The sequence below is a fragment of the Pseudomonas sp. A125 genome, from assembly GCF_055409485.1.
Genome location: NZ_JBUZVP010000002.1, coordinates 395,148 through 417,522, shown reverse-complemented (window position 1 = coordinate 417,522; position 22,375 = coordinate 395,148). Strand labels below are relative to the sequence as shown.

20 protein-coding genes are annotated in these 22,375 nt (G+C 60.6%); all 20 read right to left on the bottom strand.

Annotated features, from left to right (window positions below; all coding sequences use genetic code 11):
- Window positions 1-257: 257 nt before the first annotated feature.
- The 20 genes from ACZRN6_RS05030 to flgK all read right to left on the bottom strand — a co-directional run bounded on the left by ACZRN6_RS05030 (window position 258) and on the right by flgK (window position 22,372).
- Complete coding sequence (locus ACZRN6_RS05030) at window positions 258-605, bottom strand: Hpt domain-containing protein (protein ID WP_322146648.1); 348 nt, start codon at window positions 603-605, stop codon at window positions 258-260.
- Window positions 606-636: 31 nt separating this feature from the next.
- A complete protein-coding gene (locus ACZRN6_RS05025) occupies window positions 637-2,355 on the bottom strand; it encodes an ATP-binding SpoIIE family protein phosphatase (protein ID WP_322146650.1) in 1,719 nt (572 codons plus the stop codon).
- The gene (locus ACZRN6_RS05020; protein ID WP_322146652.1) at window positions 2,352-2,657 is read right to left on the bottom strand and encodes an STAS domain-containing protein; all 306 of its coding nucleotides are present in this window, start codon (window positions 2,655-2,657) and stop codon (window positions 2,352-2,354) included. The genes ACZRN6_RS05025 and ACZRN6_RS05020 overlap by 4 nt, the downstream gene beginning before the upstream one ends.
- Before the next feature lie 185 nt (window positions 2,658-2,842).
- Window positions 2,843-3,292, bottom strand: coding sequence for a flagellar export protein FliJ (fliJ, locus tag ACZRN6_RS05015; RefSeq protein WP_322146654.1), 450 nt, complete (start codon window positions 3,290-3,292; stop codon window positions 2,843-2,845).
- Between the two features lie 3 nt (window positions 3,293-3,295).
- Complete coding sequence (gene fliI / locus ACZRN6_RS05010; RefSeq protein ID WP_087694334.1) at window positions 3,296-4,654, bottom strand: flagellar protein export ATPase FliI; 1,359 nt, start codon at window positions 4,652-4,654, stop codon at window positions 3,296-3,298.
- Window positions 4,644-5,408: a flagellar assembly protein FliH gene (gene fliH, locus ACZRN6_RS05005; protein WP_322146656.1), complete on the bottom strand. Its 765-nt coding sequence runs from the start codon at window positions 5,406-5,408 to the stop codon at window positions 4,644-4,646. The genes fliI and fliH overlap by 11 nt, the downstream gene beginning before the upstream one ends.
- Window positions 5,409-5,418: 10 nt before the next feature.
- Entirely contained in the window at window positions 5,419-6,438 is a 1,020-nt protein-coding gene (gene fliG / locus ACZRN6_RS05000) for a flagellar motor switch protein FliG (protein WP_177043031.1), read from the bottom strand.
- Entirely contained in the window at window positions 6,431-8,206 is a 1,776-nt protein-coding gene (gene fliF / locus ACZRN6_RS04995; RefSeq protein WP_464007337.1) for a flagellar basal-body MS-ring/collar protein FliF, read from the bottom strand. Before fliF ends, fliG begins: the two co-directional genes overlap by 8 nt.
- Before the next feature lie 14 nt (window positions 8,207-8,220).
- Window positions 8,221-8,553 (bottom strand): flagellar hook-basal body complex protein FliE, encoded by a 333-nt coding sequence (gene fliE, locus ACZRN6_RS04990; protein ID WP_322146660.1) that lies wholly within the window; start codon window positions 8,551-8,553, stop codon window positions 8,221-8,223.
- Between the two features lie 130 nt (window positions 8,554-8,683).
- The gene (locus ACZRN6_RS04985; RefSeq protein ID WP_322146662.1) at window positions 8,684-10,066 is read right to left on the bottom strand and encodes a sigma-54-dependent transcriptional regulator; all 1,383 of its coding nucleotides are present in this window, start codon (window positions 10,064-10,066) and stop codon (window positions 8,684-8,686) included.
- Window positions 10,067-10,072: 6 nt separating this feature from the next.
- Window positions 10,073-11,284, bottom strand: coding sequence for a sensor histidine kinase (locus ACZRN6_RS04980; protein ID WP_464007340.1), 1,212 nt, complete (start codon window positions 11,282-11,284; stop codon window positions 10,073-10,075).
- Between the two features lie 110 nt (window positions 11,285-11,394).
- The gene (locus tag ACZRN6_RS04975; protein WP_464007336.1) at window positions 11,395-12,870 is read right to left on the bottom strand and encodes a sigma-54 dependent transcriptional regulator; all 1,476 of its coding nucleotides are present in this window, start codon (window positions 12,868-12,870) and stop codon (window positions 11,395-11,397) included.
- Window positions 12,871-13,042: 172 nt separating this feature from the next.
- Window positions 13,043-13,339: a flagellar protein FliT gene (fliT, locus tag ACZRN6_RS04970; protein ID WP_322146666.1), complete on the bottom strand. Its 297-nt coding sequence runs from the start codon at window positions 13,337-13,339 to the stop codon at window positions 13,043-13,045.
- A gap of 24 nt (window positions 13,340-13,363) precedes the next feature.
- On the bottom strand, window positions 13,364-13,759 hold the full coding sequence (fliS, locus tag ACZRN6_RS04965) for a flagellar export chaperone FliS (RefSeq protein ID WP_322146668.1): 396 nt from the start codon (window positions 13,757-13,759) through the stop codon (window positions 13,364-13,366).
- Between the two features lie 131 nt (window positions 13,760-13,890).
- Window positions 13,891-15,273 (bottom strand): flagellar filament capping protein FliD, encoded by a 1,383-nt coding sequence (gene fliD / locus ACZRN6_RS04960; RefSeq protein WP_322146670.1) that lies wholly within the window; start codon window positions 15,271-15,273, stop codon window positions 13,891-13,893.
- Between the two features lie 81 nt (window positions 15,274-15,354).
- Window positions 15,355-15,714, bottom strand: a complete 360-nt coding sequence (locus ACZRN6_RS04955) for a flagellar protein FlaG (RefSeq protein WP_322146672.1) — start codon at window positions 15,712-15,714, stop codon at window positions 15,355-15,357.
- 74 nt (window positions 15,715-15,788) lie between these two features.
- Window positions 15,789-17,237, bottom strand: a complete 1,449-nt coding sequence (locus tag ACZRN6_RS04950; RefSeq protein ID WP_464007335.1) for a flagellin N-terminal helical domain-containing protein — start codon at window positions 17,235-17,237, stop codon at window positions 15,789-15,791.
- Window positions 17,238-17,504: 267 nt separating this feature from the next.
- A complete protein-coding gene (locus ACZRN6_RS04945) occupies window positions 17,505-18,434 on the bottom strand; it encodes a ketoacyl-ACP synthase III (protein ID WP_322146676.1) in 930 nt (309 codons plus the stop codon).
- 303 nt (window positions 18,435-18,737) lie between these two features.
- Window positions 18,738-20,321 carry a flagellar hook-associated protein 3 gene (locus tag ACZRN6_RS04940; RefSeq protein WP_322146678.1) on the bottom strand — a complete coding sequence of 528 codons (1,584 nt, stop codon included), beginning with the start codon at window positions 20,319-20,321 and terminating at the stop codon, window positions 18,738-18,740.
- A 14-nt stretch (window positions 20,322-20,335) separates the two neighbouring features.
- Window positions 20,336-22,372 (bottom strand): flagellar hook-associated protein FlgK, encoded by a 2,037-nt coding sequence (gene flgK / locus ACZRN6_RS04935; RefSeq protein ID WP_464007334.1) that lies wholly within the window; start codon window positions 22,370-22,372, stop codon window positions 20,336-20,338.
- Window positions 22,373-22,375 lie beyond the last annotated feature (3 nt).

The window sequence follows — 22,375 nt, the reverse complement described above, 5'->3', positions numbered from 1 at the left end:
TTCAGCCCGAGGCCGAACGCAGGGATTGAGGAGCGGGTAAACCGGCAGGACGCCGGTTTAGCCGCGACGGGCCAGGGACGGGCCGTCGCGGCGGCCCGCTTCGCGGTGCCGGAGTGAGGGAACGCCGAGCCTAGGCGAGGCGCCGACAGGCGGGGCAGAGCCATTTGCTTACTTTGGGGCTTTTCCAAAGTGAGCCGCTGTAAGAGCGGAACCCTAAGCCCCCATGACCTAAATAACGGATATGTACACCAAAAGCGTCAGAGCCCAAACCGCCCCCGCTCATGCTCATACAACGGCCGCACCAGCGCGAATTCATGGTCAATCTCATCCACCAATCGCCCCAAATCCGTAACCACAGGCTTGGCCGACTTATCCTCAAGCAACTGACAAAGTTCAGCCAACCGCACAGCCCCAAGGTTACCGCTACTCCCCTTGAAGCTATGCGCAATCCGCCCCAACGCCTTGGCGTCATCCCGCGCCCTGCGCAACGCCTCGACCCGCTTTTGCGAGTCATCAAGAAACGTATCGAGCAACTTCGGATACTCGCCCTCCATGACCTCCTGCAAGCCAGTCAGCACATCGGGGTCCAGATGAATCTCTGCCACTTGTTCGCTCCTTGAATCAAGAATCGGCGGATTATGCCAGAGCCGTCCATGAAAACTCCACGCACACACACCGCCCTCCGTCAGTCCAGCCTACATCGCTGCTCAACTGCCGCACCAGGCTCAACCCCCGACCAGACAGACGGTCAACATCCAACGGCCTGCCCAACACCTTCTCCACATCAAACCCCGGCCCACTGTCCTCGATCCGCAAGGTCAGGCGACCACCCTCCCCAGTCGGCACCACATTCAGGTGCACCCGCACAAACCCGCTGCTCAACTGCGCCAACCGCTCATTACGCTCAAGGTAATAGGCAGCAAACCCCTCGGCATCCCGCTTGAGCCGCGAATCCAGCCGCAGTACGCCATGCTCCAGGGCATTGGAATACAGCTCCGCCATCACGCTATACAACGCACCGCTCTGCTCGCGCAGCCCATGAATTTCCAACAGCAGTTGCAGCAAATACGGCAAAGGGTTGTAGGACTTAAGCGTCTGGGCACGAAACTCAAAACTCACCGACCAATCCAGCGGCGACGACTGGCCGCTGTCGGAATACACCACCGACGGCGACCGCAACGGCTCACCCGCCTGCAGGCTGATCTCCACCATGCTGATGTCATCGCGCACCTCGCCGCGAAACCCCGCCAGCGCCTGCTCGATCTCTTCAAATAAGCGGTCAGGCTCGCGGTTGGCCGCAAACACCTGCTGCAAACGCTCGGCGCCAAACAACTGCTCATGGGCATCTGCCGTATCCAGCACGCCATCCGACAGCAAAAACACCCGGTCACCCAGCGCCATCGGCCAGACTTCAGTGCGGTCATCAAACGCCTCGGCCGCCAGCACCCCCAATGGCAGGTGCCGCGACACCAACGGCGTGCGCTTGCCCGTGGCGATGTCATGCACATAGCCCTCGGGCATGCCGCCGTTCCACACTTCCACCACCCGCCGCTGCGCGCTGAGGCACAGCAAGGTGGCGCAACAGAACATGTCTATCGGCAGGATGCGCTTGAGCTTGGCGTTCATCTCTCGCAGGGTTTGTGCCAGGCCATAACCCTTGGCAGTCATGCCATAGAACACTTCCGCCAGCGGCATGGCGCCGACCGCCGCCGGCAAACCATGGCCGGTAAAGTCCCCCAGCAGCACATGCATATCGCCCGACGGCGTGTAGGCCGCCAGCAGCAGGTCACCGTTGAACAACGCATAGGGCGATTGCACGTAGCGGATGTTCGGCGCGGCATTGATACAGCCAGAATGCGCGACCTTGTCGAACACCGCCTTGGCCACCCGTTGCTCCTGCAGCAGGTAGTCGTGGTGCCGGGCAATCAGGTCGCGCTGCTGCAACACGGTGGCTTGCAAACGGCGCAGGCGGTCCATGGCGTTGATCTTCGCCGCGAGGATCACCTGGTTATAGGGCTTGGCCAGGAAGTCGTCACCGCCGGCATCCAGGCATTGGGCCAGCGCTTCGCTTTCGCGCAGGGAGGTGAGAAAGATGATCGGCACCAGCGCCTCACCCGCCAGTTGCTTGATCTGCCGCGCCGCCTCGAAGCCGTCCATCACCGGCATCAGTGCGTCCATCAGCACCAGCTGTGGGCGTTCGCGGGTGAACACTTCCACGGCCTCTTCGCCGTTGCTGGCGGTTATCACCTGGTGGCCCTGGCGGCGCACGATGGTCGACAGCAACAGCAGGTCGGCAGCGCTGTCTTCGGCAATCAACACCGTCAGCGCTTCAAGCACCGGGGCCAGGACGCTCAAGTGAGGTCGAACAATTTGTCGAAGTTGGAAATGGCGAGGATCTTGCGCACGTCAGAGTTGCTGTTGACCACCTGCACCTCGGCATTGTCGCCACCGGCATGGTCGCGCAGCAGCAGGAGCATGCCCAGGGCCGAGCTGTCCATGTAGGTGGTTTCTTTCAGGTCCACTACGTAGGTTTCCGGCACCTTGTAAAACCGCTCGTAGGCATCACGAAAGGCCTGGTGGCTACCGAAATCGAATCGCCCCCTGACAGTAATCGTCAACTTCGTCCCGTCCAGGGACACTTCTGATTCGACTGGCATACGACTGCTTCCTTGTCATTGGCAATGTGCAACAAGGTTTAGCAGGTGATGGGGCAGTGGGCAAATCCATGTAGGAGCGAGCTTGCTCGCGAAGAACGCAAGACCAGCGCGTAAATCTTGATTGCCCCGCGTTATCGTTGACGACCTTCGCGAGCAAGCTCGCTCCCACAGGGGCTGCGGCGTTGTTAATAGGGGCTTTGGCGGGGAAGACGCTGGGACAGTTCATCGAGCAACTTCTGCTCGCGCTTGTCTTCCAGCGCGCGGGCTTCGTCGATGTAGCGCTGCACCAGTTTGCGCAAGCCTTCGACCCGGGCATAGGCCTGTTGCCAGCTGTCGCGGGCCTTGTCGACGTTGGCCTGGTGCCAGGCCAGGCTCTGGCGCTGCTGGCCGACGGCGGTTTCCAACTGGTTGAGAAAGCCCTGGTAGCCCATCAGCCATTGGCCGGAGACGCCCTTGCTGCCACGCTCGATCCACTGCTGCTGGTACTCGCCGCGAAAGCGCTCCAGGTCGCCCAGTTTGCTTTCTGCCAGGCGAACCTGGCCCTGGAAGTAACCCAGGCGCTGGACGGCGGTTTTTTCGGCTTTTTCGGCCATGTCCACCACCGGGGCAAGGCGTGCGGCGCGGGTGTTGGCCATGGTTTATCCGCCTGGCGCCGGCGCGAAGATCGTGCCCAGGTGTGCCTCGCTTTCACCCATGCTGATCTTGTCGTTGAGGCCCTGGCGCAGGTAAGTCACCAGTTGCGGTTGCAGGGCAATCGCCAGGTCGGTCTCACGATCACCGCCGGCCACATAGGCGCCGACGCTGATCAGGTCGCGGCTCTGTTGATAGCGCGACCACAGTTGCTTGAACTGCTGCGCACGCATCATGTGCTCAGGCGTGACCACCGACGGCATCACCCGGCTGATGGAGGCTTCGATATCGATGGCCGGGTAGTGCCCTTCCTCGGCCAAGCGCCGCGACAGCACGATGTGCCCGTCGAGCACGCCCCGCGCCGAGTCGGCAATCGGGTCCTGCTGGTCATCGCCTTCGGAAAGCACGGTGTAGAACGCGGTGATTGAACCACCGCCAGCCTCGGCGTTACCGGCGCGTTCCACCAGCTTGGGCAGCTTGGCGAACACCGACGGCGGGTAGCCCTTGGTGGCCGGGGGCTCGCCGATGGCCAGGGCGATTTCCCGCTGGGCCTGGGCGAAACGGGTCAGGGAGTCCATCAGCAACAGAACGTTTTTACCCTTGTCGCGAAAATATTCGGCGATGCGCGTGCAGTACATCGCGGCACGCAGGCGCATCAGCGGCGCGTCATCCGCCGGTGAGGCGACTACGACTGAACGCTTGAGGCCTTCTTCGCCGAGGCTGTGCTCGATGAATTCCTTCACCTCGCGGCCCCGCTCGCCGATCAGCCCGACCACGATGATGTCGGCCTCGGTGAAGCGGGTCATCATGCCCAGCAGCACCGATTTACCCACGCCGGTACCGGCAAACAGGCCCAGACGCTGACCGCGGCCCACCGTCAATAAACCGTTGATGCTGCGGATGCCCACGTCCAGCGGCACGCTGATGGGGTTGCGCTTGAGCGGGTTGATGGTCGGGCCGTCCATCGGCACCCAGTCTTCGGCCTTCATCCCGCCCTTGCCGTCGAGGGCGCGCCCGGCGCCATCGAGTACGCGACCGAGCATGCTCATGCCCATGGGCAGGCGGCCGGTGTCGGCCAACGGCACTACGCGGGCGCCGGGTGCAATGCCGGCGACACTGCCGACGGGCATCAGGAAGACTTTACTGCCGGAGAAGCCCATCACTTCTGCTTCGACCTGCACCGGGTGGTAGCTGTCGTCGTTGATCACCATGCAGCGGCTGCCCATGGCGGCGCGCAGGCCTTCGGCTTCCAGGGTCAGGCCGACCATGCGCAGCAGGCGGCCCTCCAGGATCGGCTGGCCCGGCAACTCGGTGACTTCGGCATAGCCACCCAGGCGCTTGGCAAAGCTGGTGCGATCAAGGCGCATCGGGGGTATCCAGCTCGACGCTCAGGTCCGGCTCTGCCGGGTGTAGCGCCTGCTCGTGCAACTGGTCAAACAGCTTGGCCATGATTTGGGTGATGCGCGTCTCCACCGTGGCGTCGATACGGCTGTGTTCGGTCTCCACCCGGCAGCCACCGGGCAGCAGCGCGACGTCTTCGACAATGCGCCAGGTTTCTTCATGGCGCTCGCGCAGGGCTTTGACCTGTTCGAAATCCTGCGGGTTGATGTACAGCCGCACGTTGCCGACGCCCAAAGGCAGCAGCTTGAGGGCTTCGCGCATCACGCTTTCGATTTGCGTGGAGTCCAGGGCCAGCTCGCGCTGAATCACCTGGCGGGTGATGTGCTCCACCAGCCCGACCATGGCTTTTTCGATCTGCGAATCCTGCTCGGCGATAGGCTCGAACAGACTGCCCATCAGGGTTTCCAGGCTGGCGAGCTTGACGCTCAGGGCCGCCTCGGCTTCCTGGCGAACCTTGAGCGTGGTGCTGCGAAAACCGTCTTTTTCGCCGGTGGAAAAGCCCTCGTTGTAGGCTTCCTGGCGGATGCTTTCGAGCTCTTCGAGGGTCAGTGGCTGGACTTCTTCCAGCGGCACTTCTTCCATTTCGGCCGGGGTTTCTTCTACCGGCGCGGGCTCAGGCTCCGGACGATGCGGGTCGAAACTGGGCAGCGACCAGACGTCGAACCCTCCGACGTCCCGTGCGCGAATCAGATCGCTGGGCGTCTCATCTTTGTTCGACATGCGCGGCGCCTTAAATCATTTCTTCGCCGCCCTTCCCACCGAGAACGATTTCTCCGGCTTCGGCCATACGGCGGGCAATGGTGAGGATCTCTTTCTGCGCAGTTTCCACGTCGCTGACGCGCACCGGGCCCTTGGCCTCCAGGTCGTCGCGCAACAGTTCGGAAGCCCGCTTGGACATGTTCTTGAAGATCTTTTCCTTGACGCCTTCGTCCGAACCCTTGAGGGCCAGCACCAGCACATCGGAGGAGACTTCACGCAGCAACGCCTGGATACCACGGTCGTCGACGTCGGAGAGGTTGTTGAACACAAACATCAGGTCTTCGATCTGTACCGACAGGCTGTCGTCGATCTCGCGGATCGAGTCCATCAACTGGCCTTCCACCGAGCTGTCGAGGAAGTTCATGATGTCGGCCGCACGTTTGATGCCGCCCAGAGTGGTACGCGACGCGTTGGAGTTGCCCGAGAACTGCTTCTCGAGAATCGTGTTCAATTCTTTCAAGGCTGCCGGCTGCACGGTGTTCAGCGAGGAGACGCGCAGGATGATGTCCAGGCGCACCTTGTGGTCGAAATGGCCGAGCACTTCACCGGCCTGGTCAGGGTCCAGGTACGCCACCACGATCGCCTGGATCTGCGGGTGTTCGTAGCGGATCACGTCGGCCACGGCGCGCGGCTCCATCCACTTGAGGCTGTCGAGGCCGCTGGTATTGCCGCCCAGCAGGATGCGGTCGATCAGGCCGTTGGCCTTGTCTTCGCCAAGGGCCGAGGTGAGCATCTTGCGAATGTAGCTGTCGGAGCCGACACCCAGGCTGGTCTGGTCGCCGACGATCTCGACGAACTCGCTCATCACCTGCTCGACTTGCTCGCGGTGCACATTGCGCATTTGCGCCATGGCCACGCCCACTCGCTGAACCTCTTTGGGGCCCATGTGGCGCAGCACTTGGGCGGCGTCGGTTTCTCCCAGGGACAGCAACAGCACGGCGGCTTTGTCGACCCGGGAGAGTTTGGCTACAGCGACTCGAGCATCACTCATCTGCGTTAATCCACTCTTTCACGACCTGGGCCACACGCCCCGGGTCTTCGGCCACCAGGCTCTTGATTGCGTTCAACTGAGCGTCATAACCCTCGCTCGGGCTCGGCAACAGAATGCTTTGCGGGCCACCAAGGCTTACGCGGTCGTTGGCCAGTTCGCCATCGAGGCCGCCCATGCCACCCAACTCGACGTCGCCACCGGCCAGGGCCAGCTGCTTTTTGCCGTGGCCGGTGATGTTGTTGAGCACAGGGCGCAGCACGCCGAACACCAGCACCAGGATGAACAACACACCCAGCACTTGCTTGACGATGTCCCAGAACCACGGCTGAGTATAGAAGGCAGCCTCGGCGATGACTTCGCCACGCTCGGCGGAGAACGGCATGTTGATCACGCTGACGCTGTCGCCACGGCTGGCATCGAAGCCTACCGCGTCCTGCACCAGGCGAGTGAAGCGCGCCAATTCATCGGCGCTCCACGGCGCACGGGTGACGGCGCCGTCAGCAGCATTGACCTTGACCTGGTCATCGACAACCACCGACACCGACAGGCGGTTGATCCGGCCCTGTTGCTGCTTGGTGTGGCTGATGGAGCGGTCAAGCTCGAAGTTCTTGGTGGACTGGTTGCGCTTGTCTGCCGGGTACGGCGCGAGCATTGGCTGGCCGGTGGCCGGGTCCATGATCTGCTGACCGTTGGCGTCCAGCAGCGGCTGGCCAGGTTGCACCGCGCCTGCGGTAGCGGCAGCGCCACCGGTGGTTTGCGGAGCGGTGGCCGGGGCCGGCGGCTGGTTGCTCAGGGCACCCGGCACGCCTTGCGGGCCATTGCTGGCGGTGCGTTGCTCGGTGGTCGATTGCTCGCTGCGCAGCGCCGGTTGGTCCGGATTGAACTGCTCGGAGGTCGATTCGACGGCGCTGAAGTCCACGTCGGCCGACACTTCAGCCTTGTAGCGGTCGTTGCCCAACACCGGTTGCAGGATGTTATGCACGCGCTGGGTCAGCATGCTTTCCATACGGCGGCTGTAGTCGAACTGCTTGCCGGCCATGGTCAGCGAAGAGTTTTCCGCGAGGTCCGACAGCAGGTTGCCCTTCTGGTCGACCACGGTGATTTGCGACTTGCTCAATTCGGGAACGCTGGTGGCCACCAGGTTGATGATCGCCAACACCTGGCCAGGCTCAAGCGAGCGGCCGGAAAACAGTTCAACCAGTACCGAGGCGCTGGGCTTGCGTTCATCGCGCACAAACACCGAGCTTTTCGGAATTGCCAGGTGCACACGGGCGCCCTTGACGTTGTTCAACGCAGAGATGGTACGCGCCAGTTCGCCTTCCAGGCCGCGACGGTAGCGGGTGGCTTCCATGAACTGGCTGGTGCCCAGGCCCTGGTCCTTGTCGAGGATTTCAAAGCCGATATTCGCGTCGGACGGGGTCACGCCGGCCGCCGCCAGTTTCATCCGCGCACGGGCCACATCATCGGCCTTGACCAACAGGGCGCCGGAATTCGGTTCGACGGTGTAGGCAATGTCTGCCGCCGCCAGGGTTTCCATGATCTGCTTGGAATCCATACCCGCCAGGCTGCCGTACAGCGGGCGGTAATCCGGTTGCTGGGACCACAGCACCACGGCAAAACCAATCGCCACGCTGGCAGCCAGGCCGACCATCAGGCCCACCTGACGCAACATGGTCATCTCGGAGAGGTTTTCCAGGAACGACAGCCCGAACAGCGGCGGCTTGCCGTCTGCCTTGGCGGGTGCGTTATCCACGACTGCTTCTGCCATGACTCAAATCGTCCTTAAACCGGCATCTGCATGATGTCTTGATAGGCTTGAACCAGCTTGTTACGCACCTGGGTCAAGGCCTGGAATGAAACGCTGGCTTTTTGCGAGGCGACCATCACGTCGGTGAGGTCCACGCCGCTTTTGCCGATCTCGAAGGCGGTCGCCAACTGATTGGATGCCTGCTGGGTATCGCTGACTTTGTTGATGGCCTGGCCGAGCATGTCGGCAAAGTTGCTCTGGCCCAATTCCGGTACGGCTTGCGCGGCGGATTTCGGTTGAGCCATGGCATCCATTTGCATGGACCGCATATCCAACATCAACCGATTGAACTCAACACCTTGGCTCATGAACTTCTCTCTCCGACGACCCGCAATTTTTTGACACTACGCAGCGGTTACTGGGGTGGTAGCAACAAGGGTGCCAGCTCCGTGGCAATTCGTAAGAAAAGGCGACTAACCCTGTCGGCTTCGAGAATTTTCAGGTGGCGTAGAGGTAGGCTTCCACGTCCATGCCGGCATCGCGCATCTGTGCCAGCTTGTAGCGCAAGGTGCGCGGGCTGATGCCCAGGCGCTCGGCGGCTTCTTTGCGGCGCCCGCGCTCGGAGCGCAGGGTGTCGATGATCATCTGGAATTCGCGGCGGCGCAGGTCGTCGCCCAAGGCACCGGCCGACTCGGCAGGCGCGGCGTCAACCTGCGAAGCCGCAGCCAGGCTCGGCAACGGCGCTGCGCCCGTGCCCATGGCCAGGCAGAAATCCTGAGGCTGGATCAGGCCGCCCTGCTGCAAGATCAGCGCACGCTGGATCGCGTTGTCCAGTTCCCGCACGTTGCCGGGCCATGGGTAGCTGATCAGGCAGGCCTGGGCATCGGCCGACAGGCGCGCCTGGGCATGCTTCATTTTATTGACGTGCTTGCCCAGCAGGCGCTCGGCCAGCGGGATGATATCGGCCGGGCGCTCGCGCAACGGGCGCCAGGCCAACGGGAACACCGAGAGCCGGTAGAACAGATCTTCACGGAAGCGCCCCGCCGCCACTTCGCCCGCCAGGTCGCGGTTGGTGGTGGCGACCACGCGAATGTCCAACTGGATCGGCTTGCGTGCGCCCACCCGCTCTACTTCGCGCTCCTGCAATACCCGCAGCAATTTGGCTTGCAGGCCCAGGGGCATTTCGGAGATTTCGTCGAGCAGGATGGTGCCGCCGTCAGCTTGTTCAAACTTGCCGGCTTGCGCCGCGATGGCGCCGGTGAACGAGCCTTTTTCATGGCCGAACAAGGTGGCTTCGAGCATGTTGTCGGGGATCGCAGCGCAGTTGATCGCAATGAACGGCTGGCTGGCGCGGCGGGATTGCTGGTGGATATAACGCGCCAACACTTCCTTGCCGGTGCCCGACTCGCCGGAAATCAACACCGTGGAATCACTGCGGGCGACACGGGCTGCCAGTTCCAGCAATTGCGCACTGGCCGGCTCGAACGCAATCGGGCCTTCGCCATCGGCAGCGCCCGCCGTGCCAAGGGCATGCCGGGCAACCAGCTCGATCAAGGCTTTGGGTTCGAAAGGTTTGACCAGGTAATCCGCAGCGCCCTGGCGCATGGCATCGACGGCGCGTTCCACGGCACCGTGGGCGGTCATCAGCAGCACCGGCAATTGCGGCTGGCGCGCACGTAACAGGCCGAGCAATTGGTGGCCGTCCATGCCCGGCATGTTCACGTCGCTGACCACCAGGCTGAAGGACTCATGCTCCACCGCGTCCAAGGCCTCTTCGGCAGAACCGACCGCCCGGTAGTCATGGCCCGCCAGCAACAGCGTGTCAGCCAATGCCTCACGCAGGGCGCGATCGTCTTCAACCAATAGAACCTTGATAGCCATGACTTTTTACTCCGCGTTGAGGGCGCATGAAAACAGCGGCAGCGTGATCAACGCGCACGTACCGCGACCCAACCGGGAATGCAGCTGCAATTCTCCCTGATGCGCGCGGGCGACTGCCTTGACCACGGTCAGGCCCAGGCCGGTACCGTTGGTCTTGGTGGTAAAAAAAGGCTCGCCGAGGCGTTGCAGCACCACCGGGTCAATCCCGCTGCCGCTGTCGCTGATACTCAGGCGCAGGGTGTTGCCACGGTTGTACAGGTGCACTTTGAGTCGTGCGCCGGGGCCGCTGGCCTGGGTCGCGTTTTCGATCAGGTTGAGCAGCGCGCCCACCAGGGTGTCGCGATTGCACAGCAACTCGCCGAGGTGGCTGTCGCACTGCCAACGGACTGACGCTTCCTGGACATGCGTCGCGGCGGCGGCTTGCAAGGACTGCATCAATGCGGCCGGGGTAACGCGATCGGTCAGCGGCAATTCGCCGCGGGCAAACACCAGCATGTCGCGCACCTGATGCTCCAGCTCGTGCAGGCGCTCCTTGAGGCGCCCGGCAAACCGCTGGTGAGTGGCCGTGGGCAATGTTTCGTCAGTCAAATGACTGGCGTATATCAATGCGGCGGAAAGCGGCGTGCGAATCTGATGCGCCAGGGAAGCGACCATCCGCCCGAGCGATGACAAGCGCTCATGCCGTGCCAACTGATCTTGCAGATGACGGGTTTCAGTCAGGTCGTTGAGCAACACCAACTGGCCCGGCTCGGCATCCAGGGAACGGGTGGCGATGGACAGGCGACGCCCGTCCTTGAGGGAGATTTCGTGGCCATCGTCTTCTCGCGGCGCAAAGCAGCGGGTAATGACTTCGCGCCACAGTTCGCCTTCGAGTGGCAGGCCGAGCATGTCGCACGCTGCCGGGTTGGCTTCGCGCACGCGGCCCTGGTCGTCGATGACGATCACGCCACCGGGCAGCAGGTCGAGGAGGTTTTGCAGACGGTTGGCCAGGCGCTCTTTCTCGGCCAGCTCTTCCATGCGCTGGGCACTTACCACCGCCAACTCGCCTTTGAGCTCGCAAACCCGGGCCTCCAACAGGCTGTAGGAGTCCGTCAACTGGCTCGACATCTGGTTGAACAGGGAGAACGCCTGTTCAAGCCCAAGGCGGCTGATCTGCTCTACGGAGGGGGCAGGCCCCTGAATATCAGGGACCGAAGATAGTTGGGCGGCGTGGGGCATCATGCTCTCTCGCTTGGCTGACCGTCAGTTAAACGGAACGTTGCGAGTGCTGTAGCAATACCCGTGCCTAAAAAAATAGGCTTAGTTTTCAGTCAGTTGAAAAACAGGCGTCAATCATCTGCCTGTTCATCACCTTCTTTGCGGCTCATGCCGTACTTGCGCATCTTCTCCACCAGGGTGGTACGGCGGATGCGCAGGCGCTCGGCGGCACGGGCGACGATGCCGTTGGCGTCGTCAAGGGCTTGCTGGATCAGGCCTTGTTCGAGGCTGCCAAGGTAGTCTTTCAAATCCAGGCCTTCGGGCGGCAACATCGCGGTATTGCTGAAATCCGGGGTGTGCCCGTTGATGGCCACGCGCTCTTCCAGGTCGCTGCGCAGGCTGTCCACCAGTTGCTCGTCTTCGTCGTCGACGTAGCGGAATTTCTTCGGCAACTCGACCACGCCGATCACCCCGTACGGGTGCATGATCGCCATGCGCTCCACCAGGTTGGCCAGCTCACGCACGTTGCCCGGCCAGCCGTGGCGGCACAGGGACATGATCGCCGCCGAATTGAAACGAATCGAGCCGCGCTTTTCGTGTTCCATGCGCGAGATCAATTCGTTCATCAGCAACGGGATGTCTTCGACGCGCTCACGCAGGGGCGCCATCTCGATCGGGAATACGTTGAGGCGGTAGTACAGGTCTTCGCGGAAGCTGCCGACCTCGATCATGCTTTCGAGGTTTTTGTGGGTGGCGGCAATGATCCGCACGTCGACGCTCTGGGTCTTGTTGCTGCCCACGCGTTCGAAGGTGCGCTCCTGCAGGACCCGCAGCAGCTTGACCTGCATCGGCAGCGGCATGTCGCCGATTTCGTCGAGGAACAGGGTGCCGCCGTTGGCCAGCTCAAAACGCCCGGCACGGCTGGTGATCGCCCCGGTAAAGGCACCTTTCTCGTGGCCAAACAGTTCGCTTTCCAGCAGCTCTGCCGGGATCGCCCCACAGTTGACCGGCACAAAAGGCCCGTCGCGGCGCTTGGAATGGTAGTGCAGGTTGCGCGCGACCACTTCCTTGCCGGTGCCGGACTCGCCGAGGATCAGCACGCTGGCGTCGGTGTCGGCCACTTGCTGCATCATCTGGCGCACGTGCTGGATCGCACGGCTGGTGCCGACGAGGCTGCGGAACAGGTTGGGTTCGCGGTGACGGCCGCGCTCGCGGGCCTGATCGTACATCTCGCGATAGACCTGGGCACGGTGCAGGGAGTCGAGCAATTTGCTGTAGCTGGGGGGCATTTCGAGGGTGGAAAGCACGCGGCGGCGCTGGTCTTCCGGCAGGTCGACAGAAGAAATATCGCCCATTAGCAACACCGGAAGGAACTCATCCCAGGTTGACAGGGTCTTTAACAAGCCCGGAACTGCGCCAGGAGCGTTTACCGTCCCGATCAGTACGCAAATGACTTCACGGCTCGACGACAAAGAGCTGACCGCCTGCTGCCAATCGTGGCTGCCGCAGGGTAGATTTTCTTCGCCAAGAAAATTCAGGATCACCGCCAGGTCGCGGCGCCGAACGCAATCGTCATCGATCAGCAGAATTTTGGTTTCACGCCACATGCAATAGCAACTTCCCTAGTAAAACTCTAATGCCCTCGAGTCGGGGGCAATCTAGATAGCTGTAGGCTTTCTCTGCCCTACAGCTTTCTGACGTCTGAAAATATCACTAGTTAAGTCAAAAATATGTGCACAGTCAAATTTATGACGCACCTTGTTCGGATTAACTGAGCTTTCAGCCGAACATATGGTAAACCTTTGACGCGTGTTTAGCTCGGTTGAACTGCGCCATCTCTTCGAAAATAGCTTGGCGCTCGCCTGTTGTCGCCTCAAGCAACTGCTGATAGACCGAAAGCAAGTCTTCCAGTTTTGCCCGAATGGCTGCCTCGTCCGCCGATTCCTCGTTGAGCGCAGCGTCGATCAACGCGCGGCAACCCAAGTCCAGTTCGCCGATGGCCCCCCAATTACGTTCAGCCAATGCGTCAGACAACGCTTCGCGGGTCTCGTCAATTTTTTGCAATGCTTGACTCATCACATCGTCCTCAGGCCTGACGGCCTACTGTGCCTCTGCGGCAATCCCATCCCAGCCTTCCTTGAGCGTAATCAGCAGACCTGCGACTTCATCGATCATCGCAGCGTCGTTCTGACGGTTGGCTTCCAGCAGGCGCATGCTCATGAACGCATACAGGTTATCCAACTGCTGCAGTGCAATCGGGTCAGGGGTCTTCTCGGGGTTAAGGCCGTCACGCAACCCGACGAGGATGTCCACCGCCTTGCCCAGCATCAGCCCCTTCTGCGCGATATCACCGCGAGCCATTGCACCCTTGGCTTGCGCCATACGATCCAGCGCGCCTTCCATCAGCAACTGCACCAGGCGGTGCGGGCTGGCTTCGGAGATCTGGGCGTGGGTGTTGACCTTCTGGTATTGGCGAAGGGCTCTCATGGGATTCATGTTTCTACCTCGTGACAGGCGACAACTAAAAAAGGGTGGACGCTGATTATTATGTCGACGGCGTTACAAAAAACTTTAGCCCGCCTGGCGCTGTGACACAGCGCCTTGGGCGGGCTCTACCGGCCCACCTATCAGGTGGTCTTCGGATTGTTCAGCGAGTTGAGGGTGGTCATTACGCTGTCGCTCTGGGACTTGAGCTGCGCTACCAGGGCATCCATTGCGTTGTACTTAACCGTCAGGGAGGCTGTCAGGGCATCAGAGCGCGTGTTCAGCGCATCCTGCTGATTGGACAAGTCCTTCAGATTGTCCTGCAACGTCGTGGACCTGGAGGCAAACACCCCAGTCGCGGTTTGTGCGTAGCCATCGGTGACACTCGTCAAGCGTGACAGCAGCCCGTTGTCGCCGCTGAAGATGCTGTTGAGGTCAGAGCCGTTGGTCAGTACCGCCTTGTCAAAGGTCACGTCCTTGACACTCAACGTGCCCGCCGTCTGATCAGTCGTCACGCCAAATTGTGCCAGCGACTTGAAGGCTCCGGTACCTGTGACCGAGTTCATCACGCTCTGTATCGACTTCATCATGCCGCGTACGGTGCTGTCCCCGGTCAACCCGGCCGGCGTGACAGTGCCATCGGCATTGGTGGTGACCTGGGTTTCAGTATTCACGGCCTTGATCAGGGCACTGTAGGTATCCGTGAACCCCTTGACCGCCGACTTCAGGGTCGCGTTGTTCACAGCCACCGTAATCGTCGACGGCGCGGTGATGTCCGTCGAAGCCGCCAGCAGGTTGATACTCACACCACTGATGGCGTTGGTGAGGTTATTGGATGTCGACTCTTGAGGCGTGTCATCCAGGGTGTATTTCGCGTTCTGCGGCGGCGAACCGACAGCCGTCGCACCCGCCTCCAGGCCCGAGTCACCTTTGAGGGTAATATCGGTGCCAGCGCCGGTAGTACTGGACGATACCACCAGGCGCGAACCGTTGGAGTCAGTCAGAATGTTGGCACTCAAGCCGACACTGGCGTATTGCGCGTTGATCGAATCACGCACCTGGCCAAGGGTCGCCCCTGGCGGAACACTCACGCCATAGTCCTTGCCAGACTGAGAAATCGTCAGCGAGGTGGCTGAAGTCCCGGCATTGATAACCTTGCTGTCGCCGCCCGTAATGACTGCGGAGGACACCTTCGACGACGTCGCCAACTGCGTTACGCTCAGCTTATAGCTACCCGCAGCGGCGCCGGGGCCGATCGTGACCGCTGCCAGCTTGCTGTCTGACATCGTGGCGCTCAGACCGCTGAAGCTGACAGTCTGGGTCATGTTGGTCAAGGCACCACGGAACGCATCCAGCGCGGCCTGGATCTTGCCGATCGAGGTCAGTTGGGTAGTGGTGGTTTTCGTCTGAGTATTGATCTGCGCTTGCTTGGGTGCGGTTTGCGCCCCCACCAGGCTTTTTACCAGACCTTGAACGTCGATACCCGTACCCGGGCCGTTGACCGTTAGACCTGCTACGACTGTCATCGTCTTTCTCCTAAATCCGGGGCTGATGCTTTATTGACAAACACCGCGTCGCGCGGTTTCTGCAACAAAGTTCATGCCAGTTTAGACCTTGGCGTCAAATAGCACGCTGCTGGCATCATGAAGGCTTTGCGCGAGTTTCAGTGCAACTTCCGAAGGGATCTGGCGAATCACTTCGCCACTTTCGGTTGCGATGACCTTGACCACCACCTGGTGGGTGCTGTCATCAATGGAAAAATCCAGTTTGCGCTGGGCAGCCTGGATGAATTCGCTAATGTCCTTGACCGCCTGTTTCAGGTCGGTATGGCTCGACGGTTGCTGCGGATCGTCCGCTTTGGCCAACGCGTCGACCTTGGGTTTCTGCGCATCGACGGCTACTGGAGCGGTCGCATTCTGCTGCGCCGGTGCTGGATAAGACAGGTTCAACTTGACGCTCATGTCCATGACCAATCTCCTCATCGCGGAAAAGACAAAAGGGCACGTAAACGCGCCCTTCCGTCAGTTACCAAGTGCCGTTATTACTGAAGCAGCTTCAGTACAGCGGACGGCAGTTGGTTCGCCTGGGACAGGATCGCGGTGGAAGCCTGTTGCAGGGTTTGTTGCTTGGTCAACTGAGCAGTTTCAGAAGCGAAGTCAACGTCCTGGATCACGCCACGAGCAGCGGTGGAGTTGTCCGAGATGCTCTGCAGGTTGGCGATGGTGTTGTCGAAGCGGTTTTGTACAGCACCGAGGTCAGCACGCTGGGAGTCGATGGTCGACAGGGCCTGAGTGAGCACGTCAACAGCGCTTTGTGCGTTGGCAGCGGTGGTCACGTCAGTGTTGCTGACCACGACTTTGCCCGAGTTGACAGCGGTTGCAGTTCCGTCACCGAACACGCCGGGAACGCCGGTGCCAGACAGGGAGTAGCTGGAGCTGGAGTTCAAGGATACAGCGCCGGTGGCAATCAGGTCACCAGTAGTCAGGGTTGCACTGGCGCCAAACTTGCCATCGCCGCCTTTGGTCTGAACACCGATGGTCGCACCACCACCGTCAGCTGCGGAGAAGGTGAAGTTCTCACCCGAGTCGGACTTGATCGACAGAGAGCCGGTCGACTGATCGAAGTTAACGCTGATGCCCAGTTTGGCGGCGTTGGAATTCAGTTGGCCGGCAAGGTCAGAAGCGCTGGTGATGCCGGTGAACGAAACTTTAGGAGCAGTGGCACCGCTACCGACTGTCAGGGTGAAGGCACCGCTTGGGGTGGCCGTCGGGAAGGTAGTAGGCAACGTGAACTTGGCTTCGGTGCTAGCGGTAGCCTGCAGGCCACCGACTGCGCCGTTCAACTGAGCAGCGATATCCTTGGCCGAGGCTTTTGCGTCAATGGTCAGCTCATCAGATACCTGGCCACCACCGGTAACGGTGATTTTGCCGCCTGCAATACCGGCGCCTGGTGTCGGAGCATTGGACAACAACTGCTGCGAACCAATGTTGCTGGCCGATACGTTGCCCAGGCTCATGTTGATGGTCTGGTTGGCGTTGGCGCCCACTTGGAAAGCGGTAGTACCGAAAGAACCGTCCAGCAGGTTACGACCACCGAAAGTGGTGGTAGAAGCGATACGGGTCAATTCAGAAGTCAGAGCAGCGTACTGAGCCTGGTTCGACTTGCGGTCGTCAGCGCTGAGGGAGCCGTTAGCGGACGACAGGGCCAGGGAACGCATGGTCTGCAGGATGTTGGTGGATTGCTGCATCGCGCCTTCAGCAGTTTGCGCGATGGAGTTACCGTCACCGGCGTTCTTGATGGCAACGCCCAGGCCGTTGATTTGGCTGGTCAGACGACCGGCGATTTGCAGGCCGGCCGCATCGTCTTTGGCGCTGTTGATCTTCAGGCCGGAGGACAGGCGCTGCATGGAGGTTTGCAGGGCGCTGGAAGCCTTGTTCAGGTTGTTCTGAACGGTCAACGAAGCAAGGTTAGTGTTTACTGTTAAAGCCATGACGAAATCCTCGTGGGTGGTGTACTGCGGCTTCCGGCCCTGGCAACCGCCGGGTGTGGCCTAGAGAACCTTCGTAATAGTTATCGTCGTGAAAGCAGGTTGCTTGAGGACTTTTTTGATTTTTTTTACTAGCACCGTGCCACTCCTTGTAATTCAAGCATTTACGTTAGCCCAAACCTCAGCAATTGCTGGCTTTTCTGGCGTCAAATAAAAAACGCCCATGATCTTTCGATCATGGGCGTTTTTTTGTGCAGCGCCTTTAAGCCATCAAGGGCGGTGCAAAATCGCCGAGCCCCAGGACAGCCCCACACCAAAACCACTGATGGCGACGCGCTTCCAGGTGGAGTCCAGCATGTGCTTTTCCAGCAGCAGCGGAATGCTCGAAGACACGGTATTGCCGGTCTCGACCATGTCCTTGATGAATTTATCCACCGGCGCATCTTCAAAACGCCGGGCCACGGCGTCGACAATCGCCGCACTGCCCTGGTGGATGCAGAACGCATCGATCTCGTCAGCCTTGAGGTCCGATTCGTTAAGCAGCTCGTGCAAATGCGCCGGCACCTTGAGCAAGGCAAAGTTGAACACCTGGCGGCCATTCATGAAGAACACGCCGTCGCTGACCTTCAAGTGCGGCGCACCGGAACCGTCAGTGCCGAACTTGGACTTGCCCAACTGCCAGGGCGCGTCTTCACCCATCCAGGTGGCGGTCGCGGCGTCGCCGAACAGCATGGTGGTGTTGCGGTCTTCCGGGTCGACGATCTTGGAGTACGGGTCGGCGGTCACCAGCAGGCCGTTTTTCAGGCCCGTGGCTTCCATGAAGCCCTTCATCGCATAGATACCGTAGACGTAGCCCGAGCAGCCCAGGGAAATGTCAAAGGCAGCCACGTGCGTCGGCAGGCCCAGTTTGTCCTGGACGATGGCGGCGGTGTGAGGCAAGCCCTCTTCGTCGCCGTTCTGGGTAACGACGATCAGCGCGTCGATGGATTCGCGCTTCAACTCGGGGTTGTTGGCAAACAAGGCGTTGACCGCCTCGACGCACAGGTCGGAGGTTTCCTGCGCGGCATCCTTGCGCGGCAGGAACGCCGACCCGATCTTGCCAATGATGAATTCTTCATCCTTGGCGAATTTGGCACCCTGGGCGTAGTTATCGATCCCGTCTGCCGGCACGTAACTGGCGATGCTTTTTATGCCAATCATTGTGGCTTCCCAATACTAAATAGCTGGAGAACACCCCGCGAAACAGGTCGCCGGGCGCTGACAATAATGGGGATAACCCCGCAAAAAACTCGCCGAAAACCGCCTTTACACCTGGGCGGCAGGCCCTCGCAGAGACCTGGCGACGACCTATCCTTTTCACACGATACAGTGAAGATGCGCTTTATGACTCACAGGTCACTCAATTTTCTGCGCTTTGTGCGAAACACGGGGACATACACGCGCCAAAAACGACAACGGCCCACCCCGTTTCCAGGGTGAGCCGCAGGTTGGTTGCTGCGCAAATTACATCTTGCTGAACAGGCTCAACTGGGAGATTTTCACGAAAGCCAGCTGCGAGGCCTGCAACATGGTTTGCTGAAGCTGCAGGTTGATCGCGGCCTGCCCCATGTCGACGTTGCCCAAAGAGCTCATGGTGTTGGTGTTGGCGGTCCCCAGGCTGGTGTTTTCATCCGTTTGAAGGTCCAGGGCGTTCTGGCGGGCACCAATGGAGCCACGCACCTGGTCAATCTGCGAGCTGGCATTGTTCAGGTTGCCGATGGTCTTGGCCGCCACGTCCTTGAGGTTGTTCTGCGCGACCAGGTTGCCATCCGCCGGCGTTTCCAGGGCTTTACGCAACTGGCTCAGGGTGTCCAGCGCGTTTTCGTTCTTGTTGCTGACGGCGCTGACCGCAAACTGATCGCCCGCCCCCGGCGCACCACTGATATCAAAAGTGACACCGGCCGCGTTGATCGAGGTCGCACCGGCAGCCATGGTGCCTGTCGCGATGGTCCTGCTGTTTGGGGTGTAGGGCTGCGCATACACCTCATACGCGGTGCCGCTGGTGAATTTGATCACCGCACCGGTATTCGGGAACGTGCTGGCGTAAGCCGCCTGGTCCGTCACCTGGCCGCCGGTCACTTGTGCGGTCGACGGGTTGCCGGGCGAACGCGAAGCACTGAACGTGTCCGGCTTGGATTGCAGGGTGAACGCCTTGCCTGCCACCAGTGCATCGGAGGCGGCACCTGGTGCCACGTCTGCCCCGAGGGTCAGGCTGATATCAAACTTGACGCCCCGCAGGTTGACGCTGGACGAGCCTTCTTTCGTCGCGTCGAAAGTGCCGTTGCCGGGAATCTCGGAGGTAATGTCGTTACCGTCCTTATCTGTCACGGAATACTGCGTGCTGCTGCTGAAGGTCAGCTTGTAGGGCTGGCCGTCGGTAAAGCTCTTGGTGTAGGTGACGCCGGAGGTCACCGTGCCCGCCGACACCGCAACCTTGCCGTCATTGACCGCCGGCGGCAACAACGTGGCCTGGGTGCGGCCAGTGTTGGTCGAGCTTTCCATCAGCGCCTTGCCGGTATCGCCAGCCGCCATCGACAAGTTATCCGAGATCTGCAGGCTCAGCGGCGTCTCGTCGCCTTGGTACGTGTAAGTACCGTCGTTATTGCGCAGGTAAGGCGGCGTGTCGGTTTTAGACCCGGAAAACATGTAGTTACCGCTGGCATCCTTGGAGTTGAGCAGGCCCAACACCTGGTCCTCAAGCGCTCCCACCTCGCTGGCGATCGATTTACGGTCGTCATCGCTGAGGGACTGGTTAGCCGCACGCAGTGCCAGCTCATTACCGCGCTGCAGGGCGGTGTTGATGCTCTTTAATACCGTCTCCTCGTTGGTCAGCGAGTTCTGCAGGGTGTTGATGTTGCCGCTGAACTGGCCAAGCATGTCTTTCTGTTGCTGCAATTGCAGCAAGCGCGCAGCCGCCACCGGGTCATCCGACGCGGTTTGTACCCGGATACCACTGCTCGCCTGGTCCTGGGCTTTCACCACACCGGAATAGTTCGTCTGATACTTGCTGGCGCTGGTGTCGAAATACTGCTGTGTAGAAATACGCATCGTCCCAGACTCCTTTAAAGGGCATTAATCAGTGTGCTGAAAGTTTCTTGCGCAGCCTTGATGATCTGCGACGACGCGGTGTAGTACTGCTGGAACTTGATCATGTCACCCGCCTCTTCATCCAGGTTGACCTGGGAAACCGAGTTGCTGGCCGCCTTGTTCGCGGCCAACAGCGCACCTGTCGCGGTGGTGTCGGTAGCGGCCTGACTGGCTTTGGAGCCCACCTGCGACACGAGACGGGCGTTGGCGCTGACCAGGCTCACACCGGCGGTCCCGTCACCGAGACCTACCGTCGCCTTGGTCTGCAAATTCAGCAGTTGTTGAGCGTTGCGGTTGTCGGAGGTGCCGGACGCGTTGAACGAAAAGGTGGTGCTGTCGCCAGAGGCTGGCGAGCCGCCGACCGTGGTGTCGAAACTAAAGCTCTTGCCCGGGATCAACGCACCCGAGGCATCGCGCATCGGCACGTTGATGCTGATCTTGTTGCCCTGGCCCGGGATGATGGTGCCGCTGCCGATCGGGTTACCTTGCGCATCGCTTACCGTATACGACTGGGTACCATCGGCGGCCGGCTTGCCAAACAGCATTTTCACCGGCATGGAGTTTTCGATCCCCGTGCGCAGCTGGGCGGTATTGGCGCCGCCATGAATATCCAGCGGGACTGTCAGTTGCGGCGGTGTGAACGTACCGGTGCCCGTGTTGGTCGTGCTCGCATTCCCCGCCAAAGGGCCCGCGAAGGCCAGCTTGTTGGCGTCTTTCAGATCAACGCCGATGCCTGTGGCGCCGTTGGCCGTTGGGCTGACCTTGAAGCTGTCACCCGCCGCTACCGGGCCCTTGCCATTCAACGCCAGGGTAAAACCATCTATCACTGGCGGCGGCGTGGTAGTCGTGTCGAACGAACCCATGGCCTTGCCGTCGGAGCGCACGACGTTGTACTGGTTACCGCTGGTAAACGTCACTTTGTAATCGAAGGTCGTCAGCTGGCTGCTGTCCGAGATCGAGACATTAAGGTTGCCAGACCCCGCGCTGTTGCCGGCCGCGCCCTGGCTGCGTTGGGAAATCGCCGCCGCGCTATTGATATCGCTGAACAGCGACGAGCCGAACTCGCCGTTGAGGTCCAGGCCCTGGCCCAACTGGTTGTTGATCGTGTCTGCCGTGGCAATCGCGATTCGCCCCAGATCATTGATGGCAGGCATCAGCACGTCACTGCGATAGCGCAGCAAGCCGCCAATACTGCCGCCGGTGACCACATTGCCGATGTCGATGGACGTGTCGCCCATCGACAGCTGGATGGTGTACTGGCTATTGTCGGTGCTGCTCGGTACCGCAGAGATATTATTGGAAATAGCCCCTTCCACCAGCGACTGCCCCGTACCGGTTGTAATACTGAACTGTCCGTTTTTTTCCGTGGCGGTAACGCCGATCAGCTCGTTGAGCGAGCGCACCGCCTCGTCACGCGAATCCAGCAGGTTGGCCGGCGCGCTGCTTGAAGTGCCCTGGGCCTGGGCGATCTGTTTGTTGAGCGACGCGATCGAGGACGTCAGCTTGTTAACCTGATCGCTCATGGTGCTCAACTGGCTGTTGATCGTTTGTTTCTGCTGGGTCAACTGGCCGGAGATAGAGTTGAAGCGGTTACTCAAGGTCTGGGCGCTGGTCAACAGCAACTGGCGTGCAGACACATCGCTTGGCGTGGCGGAAGCGGTTTGCGCCGCCGCAAAAAAAGCACTGAGCACCGAGGACATGCCGGTGTTTGAATCCGACATGGTCTTGTCGATGGCACTGGCCTGGTCCAGGTAGGCGTTGGCGTCGCTGTCGAGTGCCGTGCTGTTCTGGTAAGCCGTGGTGAGGAACTGGTTGTACACCCGACGCACGTCCGCCAGGGTCGTACCGGTGCCGATAAATACGCCGCCGTAGGCGTTCGACGCATTCGCGGTCTGAGCGCTCTGCTGACGCGAGTATCCCGGGGTGTTGACGTTGGCGATGTTGTTACTTAAGACCGACAACGATCCCTGGGCGGCGTTAAGCCCCGACATCCCGATATTGAGCAAACTCATGAT

What these genes read in the sequence shown, in the direction of transcription:
- ACZRN6_RS05020 (WP_322146652.1), bottom strand. Translation starts at nt 2,657, where the DNA reads ATGCCAGTCGAATCAGAAGTGTCCCTGGACGGGACGAAGTTGACGATT.
- fliJ (WP_322146654.1), bottom strand. Translation starts at nt 3,292, where the DNA reads ATGGCCAACACCCGCGCCGCACGCCTTGCCCCGGTGGTGGACATGGCC.
- fliI (WP_087694334.1), bottom strand. Translation starts at nt 4,654, where the DNA reads ATGCGCCTTGATCGCACCAGCTTTGCCAAGCGCCTGGGTGGCTATGCC.
- fliH (WP_322146656.1), bottom strand. Translation starts at nt 5,408, where the DNA reads ATGTCGAACAAAGATGAGACGCCCAGCGATCTGATTCGCGCACGGGAC.
- fliG (WP_177043031.1), bottom strand. Translation starts at nt 6,438, where the DNA reads ATGAGTGATGCTCGAGTCGCTGTAGCCAAACTCTCCCGGGTCGACAAA.
- fliF (WP_464007337.1), bottom strand. Translation starts at nt 8,206, where the DNA reads ATGGCAGAAGCAGTCGTGGATAACGCACCCGCCAAGGCAGACGGCAAG.
- fliE (WP_322146660.1), bottom strand. Translation starts at nt 8,553, where the DNA reads ATGAGCCAAGGTGTTGAGTTCAATCGGTTGATGTTGGATATGCGGTCC.
- ACZRN6_RS04985 (WP_322146662.1), bottom strand. Translation starts at nt 10,066, where the DNA reads ATGGCTATCAAGGTTCTATTGGTTGAAGACGATCGCGCCCTGCGTGAG.
- ACZRN6_RS04980 (WP_464007340.1), bottom strand. Translation starts at nt 11,284, where the DNA reads ATGCCCCACGCCGCCCAACTATCTTCGGTCCCTGATATTCAGGGGCCT.
- ACZRN6_RS04975 (WP_464007336.1), bottom strand. Translation starts at nt 12,870, where the DNA reads ATGTGGCGTGAAACCAAAATTCTGCTGATCGATGACGATTGCGTTCGG.
- fliT (WP_322146666.1), bottom strand. Translation starts at nt 13,339, where the DNA reads ATGAGTCAAGCATTGCAAAAAATTGACGAGACCCGCGAAGCGTTGTCT.
- fliS (WP_322146668.1), bottom strand. Translation starts at nt 13,759, where the DNA reads ATGAATCCCATGAGAGCCCTTCGCCAATACCAGAAGGTCAACACCCAC.
- fliD (WP_322146670.1), bottom strand. Translation starts at nt 15,273, where the DNA reads ATGACAGTCGTAGCAGGTCTAACGGTCAACGGCCCGGGTACGGGTATC.
- ACZRN6_RS04955 (WP_322146672.1), bottom strand. Translation starts at nt 15,714, where the DNA reads ATGGACATGAGCGTCAAGTTGAACCTGTCTTATCCAGCACCGGCGCAG.
- ACZRN6_RS04950 (WP_464007335.1), bottom strand. Translation starts at nt 17,237, where the DNA reads ATGGCTTTAACAGTAAACACTAACCTTGCTTCGTTGACCGTTCAGAAC.
- ACZRN6_RS04945 (WP_322146676.1), bottom strand. Translation starts at nt 18,434, where the DNA reads ATGATTGGCATAAAAAGCATCGCCAGTTACGTGCCGGCAGACGGGATC.
- ACZRN6_RS04940 (WP_322146678.1), bottom strand. Translation starts at nt 20,321, where the DNA reads ATGCGTATTTCTACACAGCAGTATTTCGACACCAGCGCCAGCAAGTAT.
- flgK (WP_464007334.1), bottom strand. Translation starts at nt 22,372, where the DNA reads ATGAGTTTGCTCAATATCGGGATGTCGGGGCTTAACGCCGCCCAGGGA.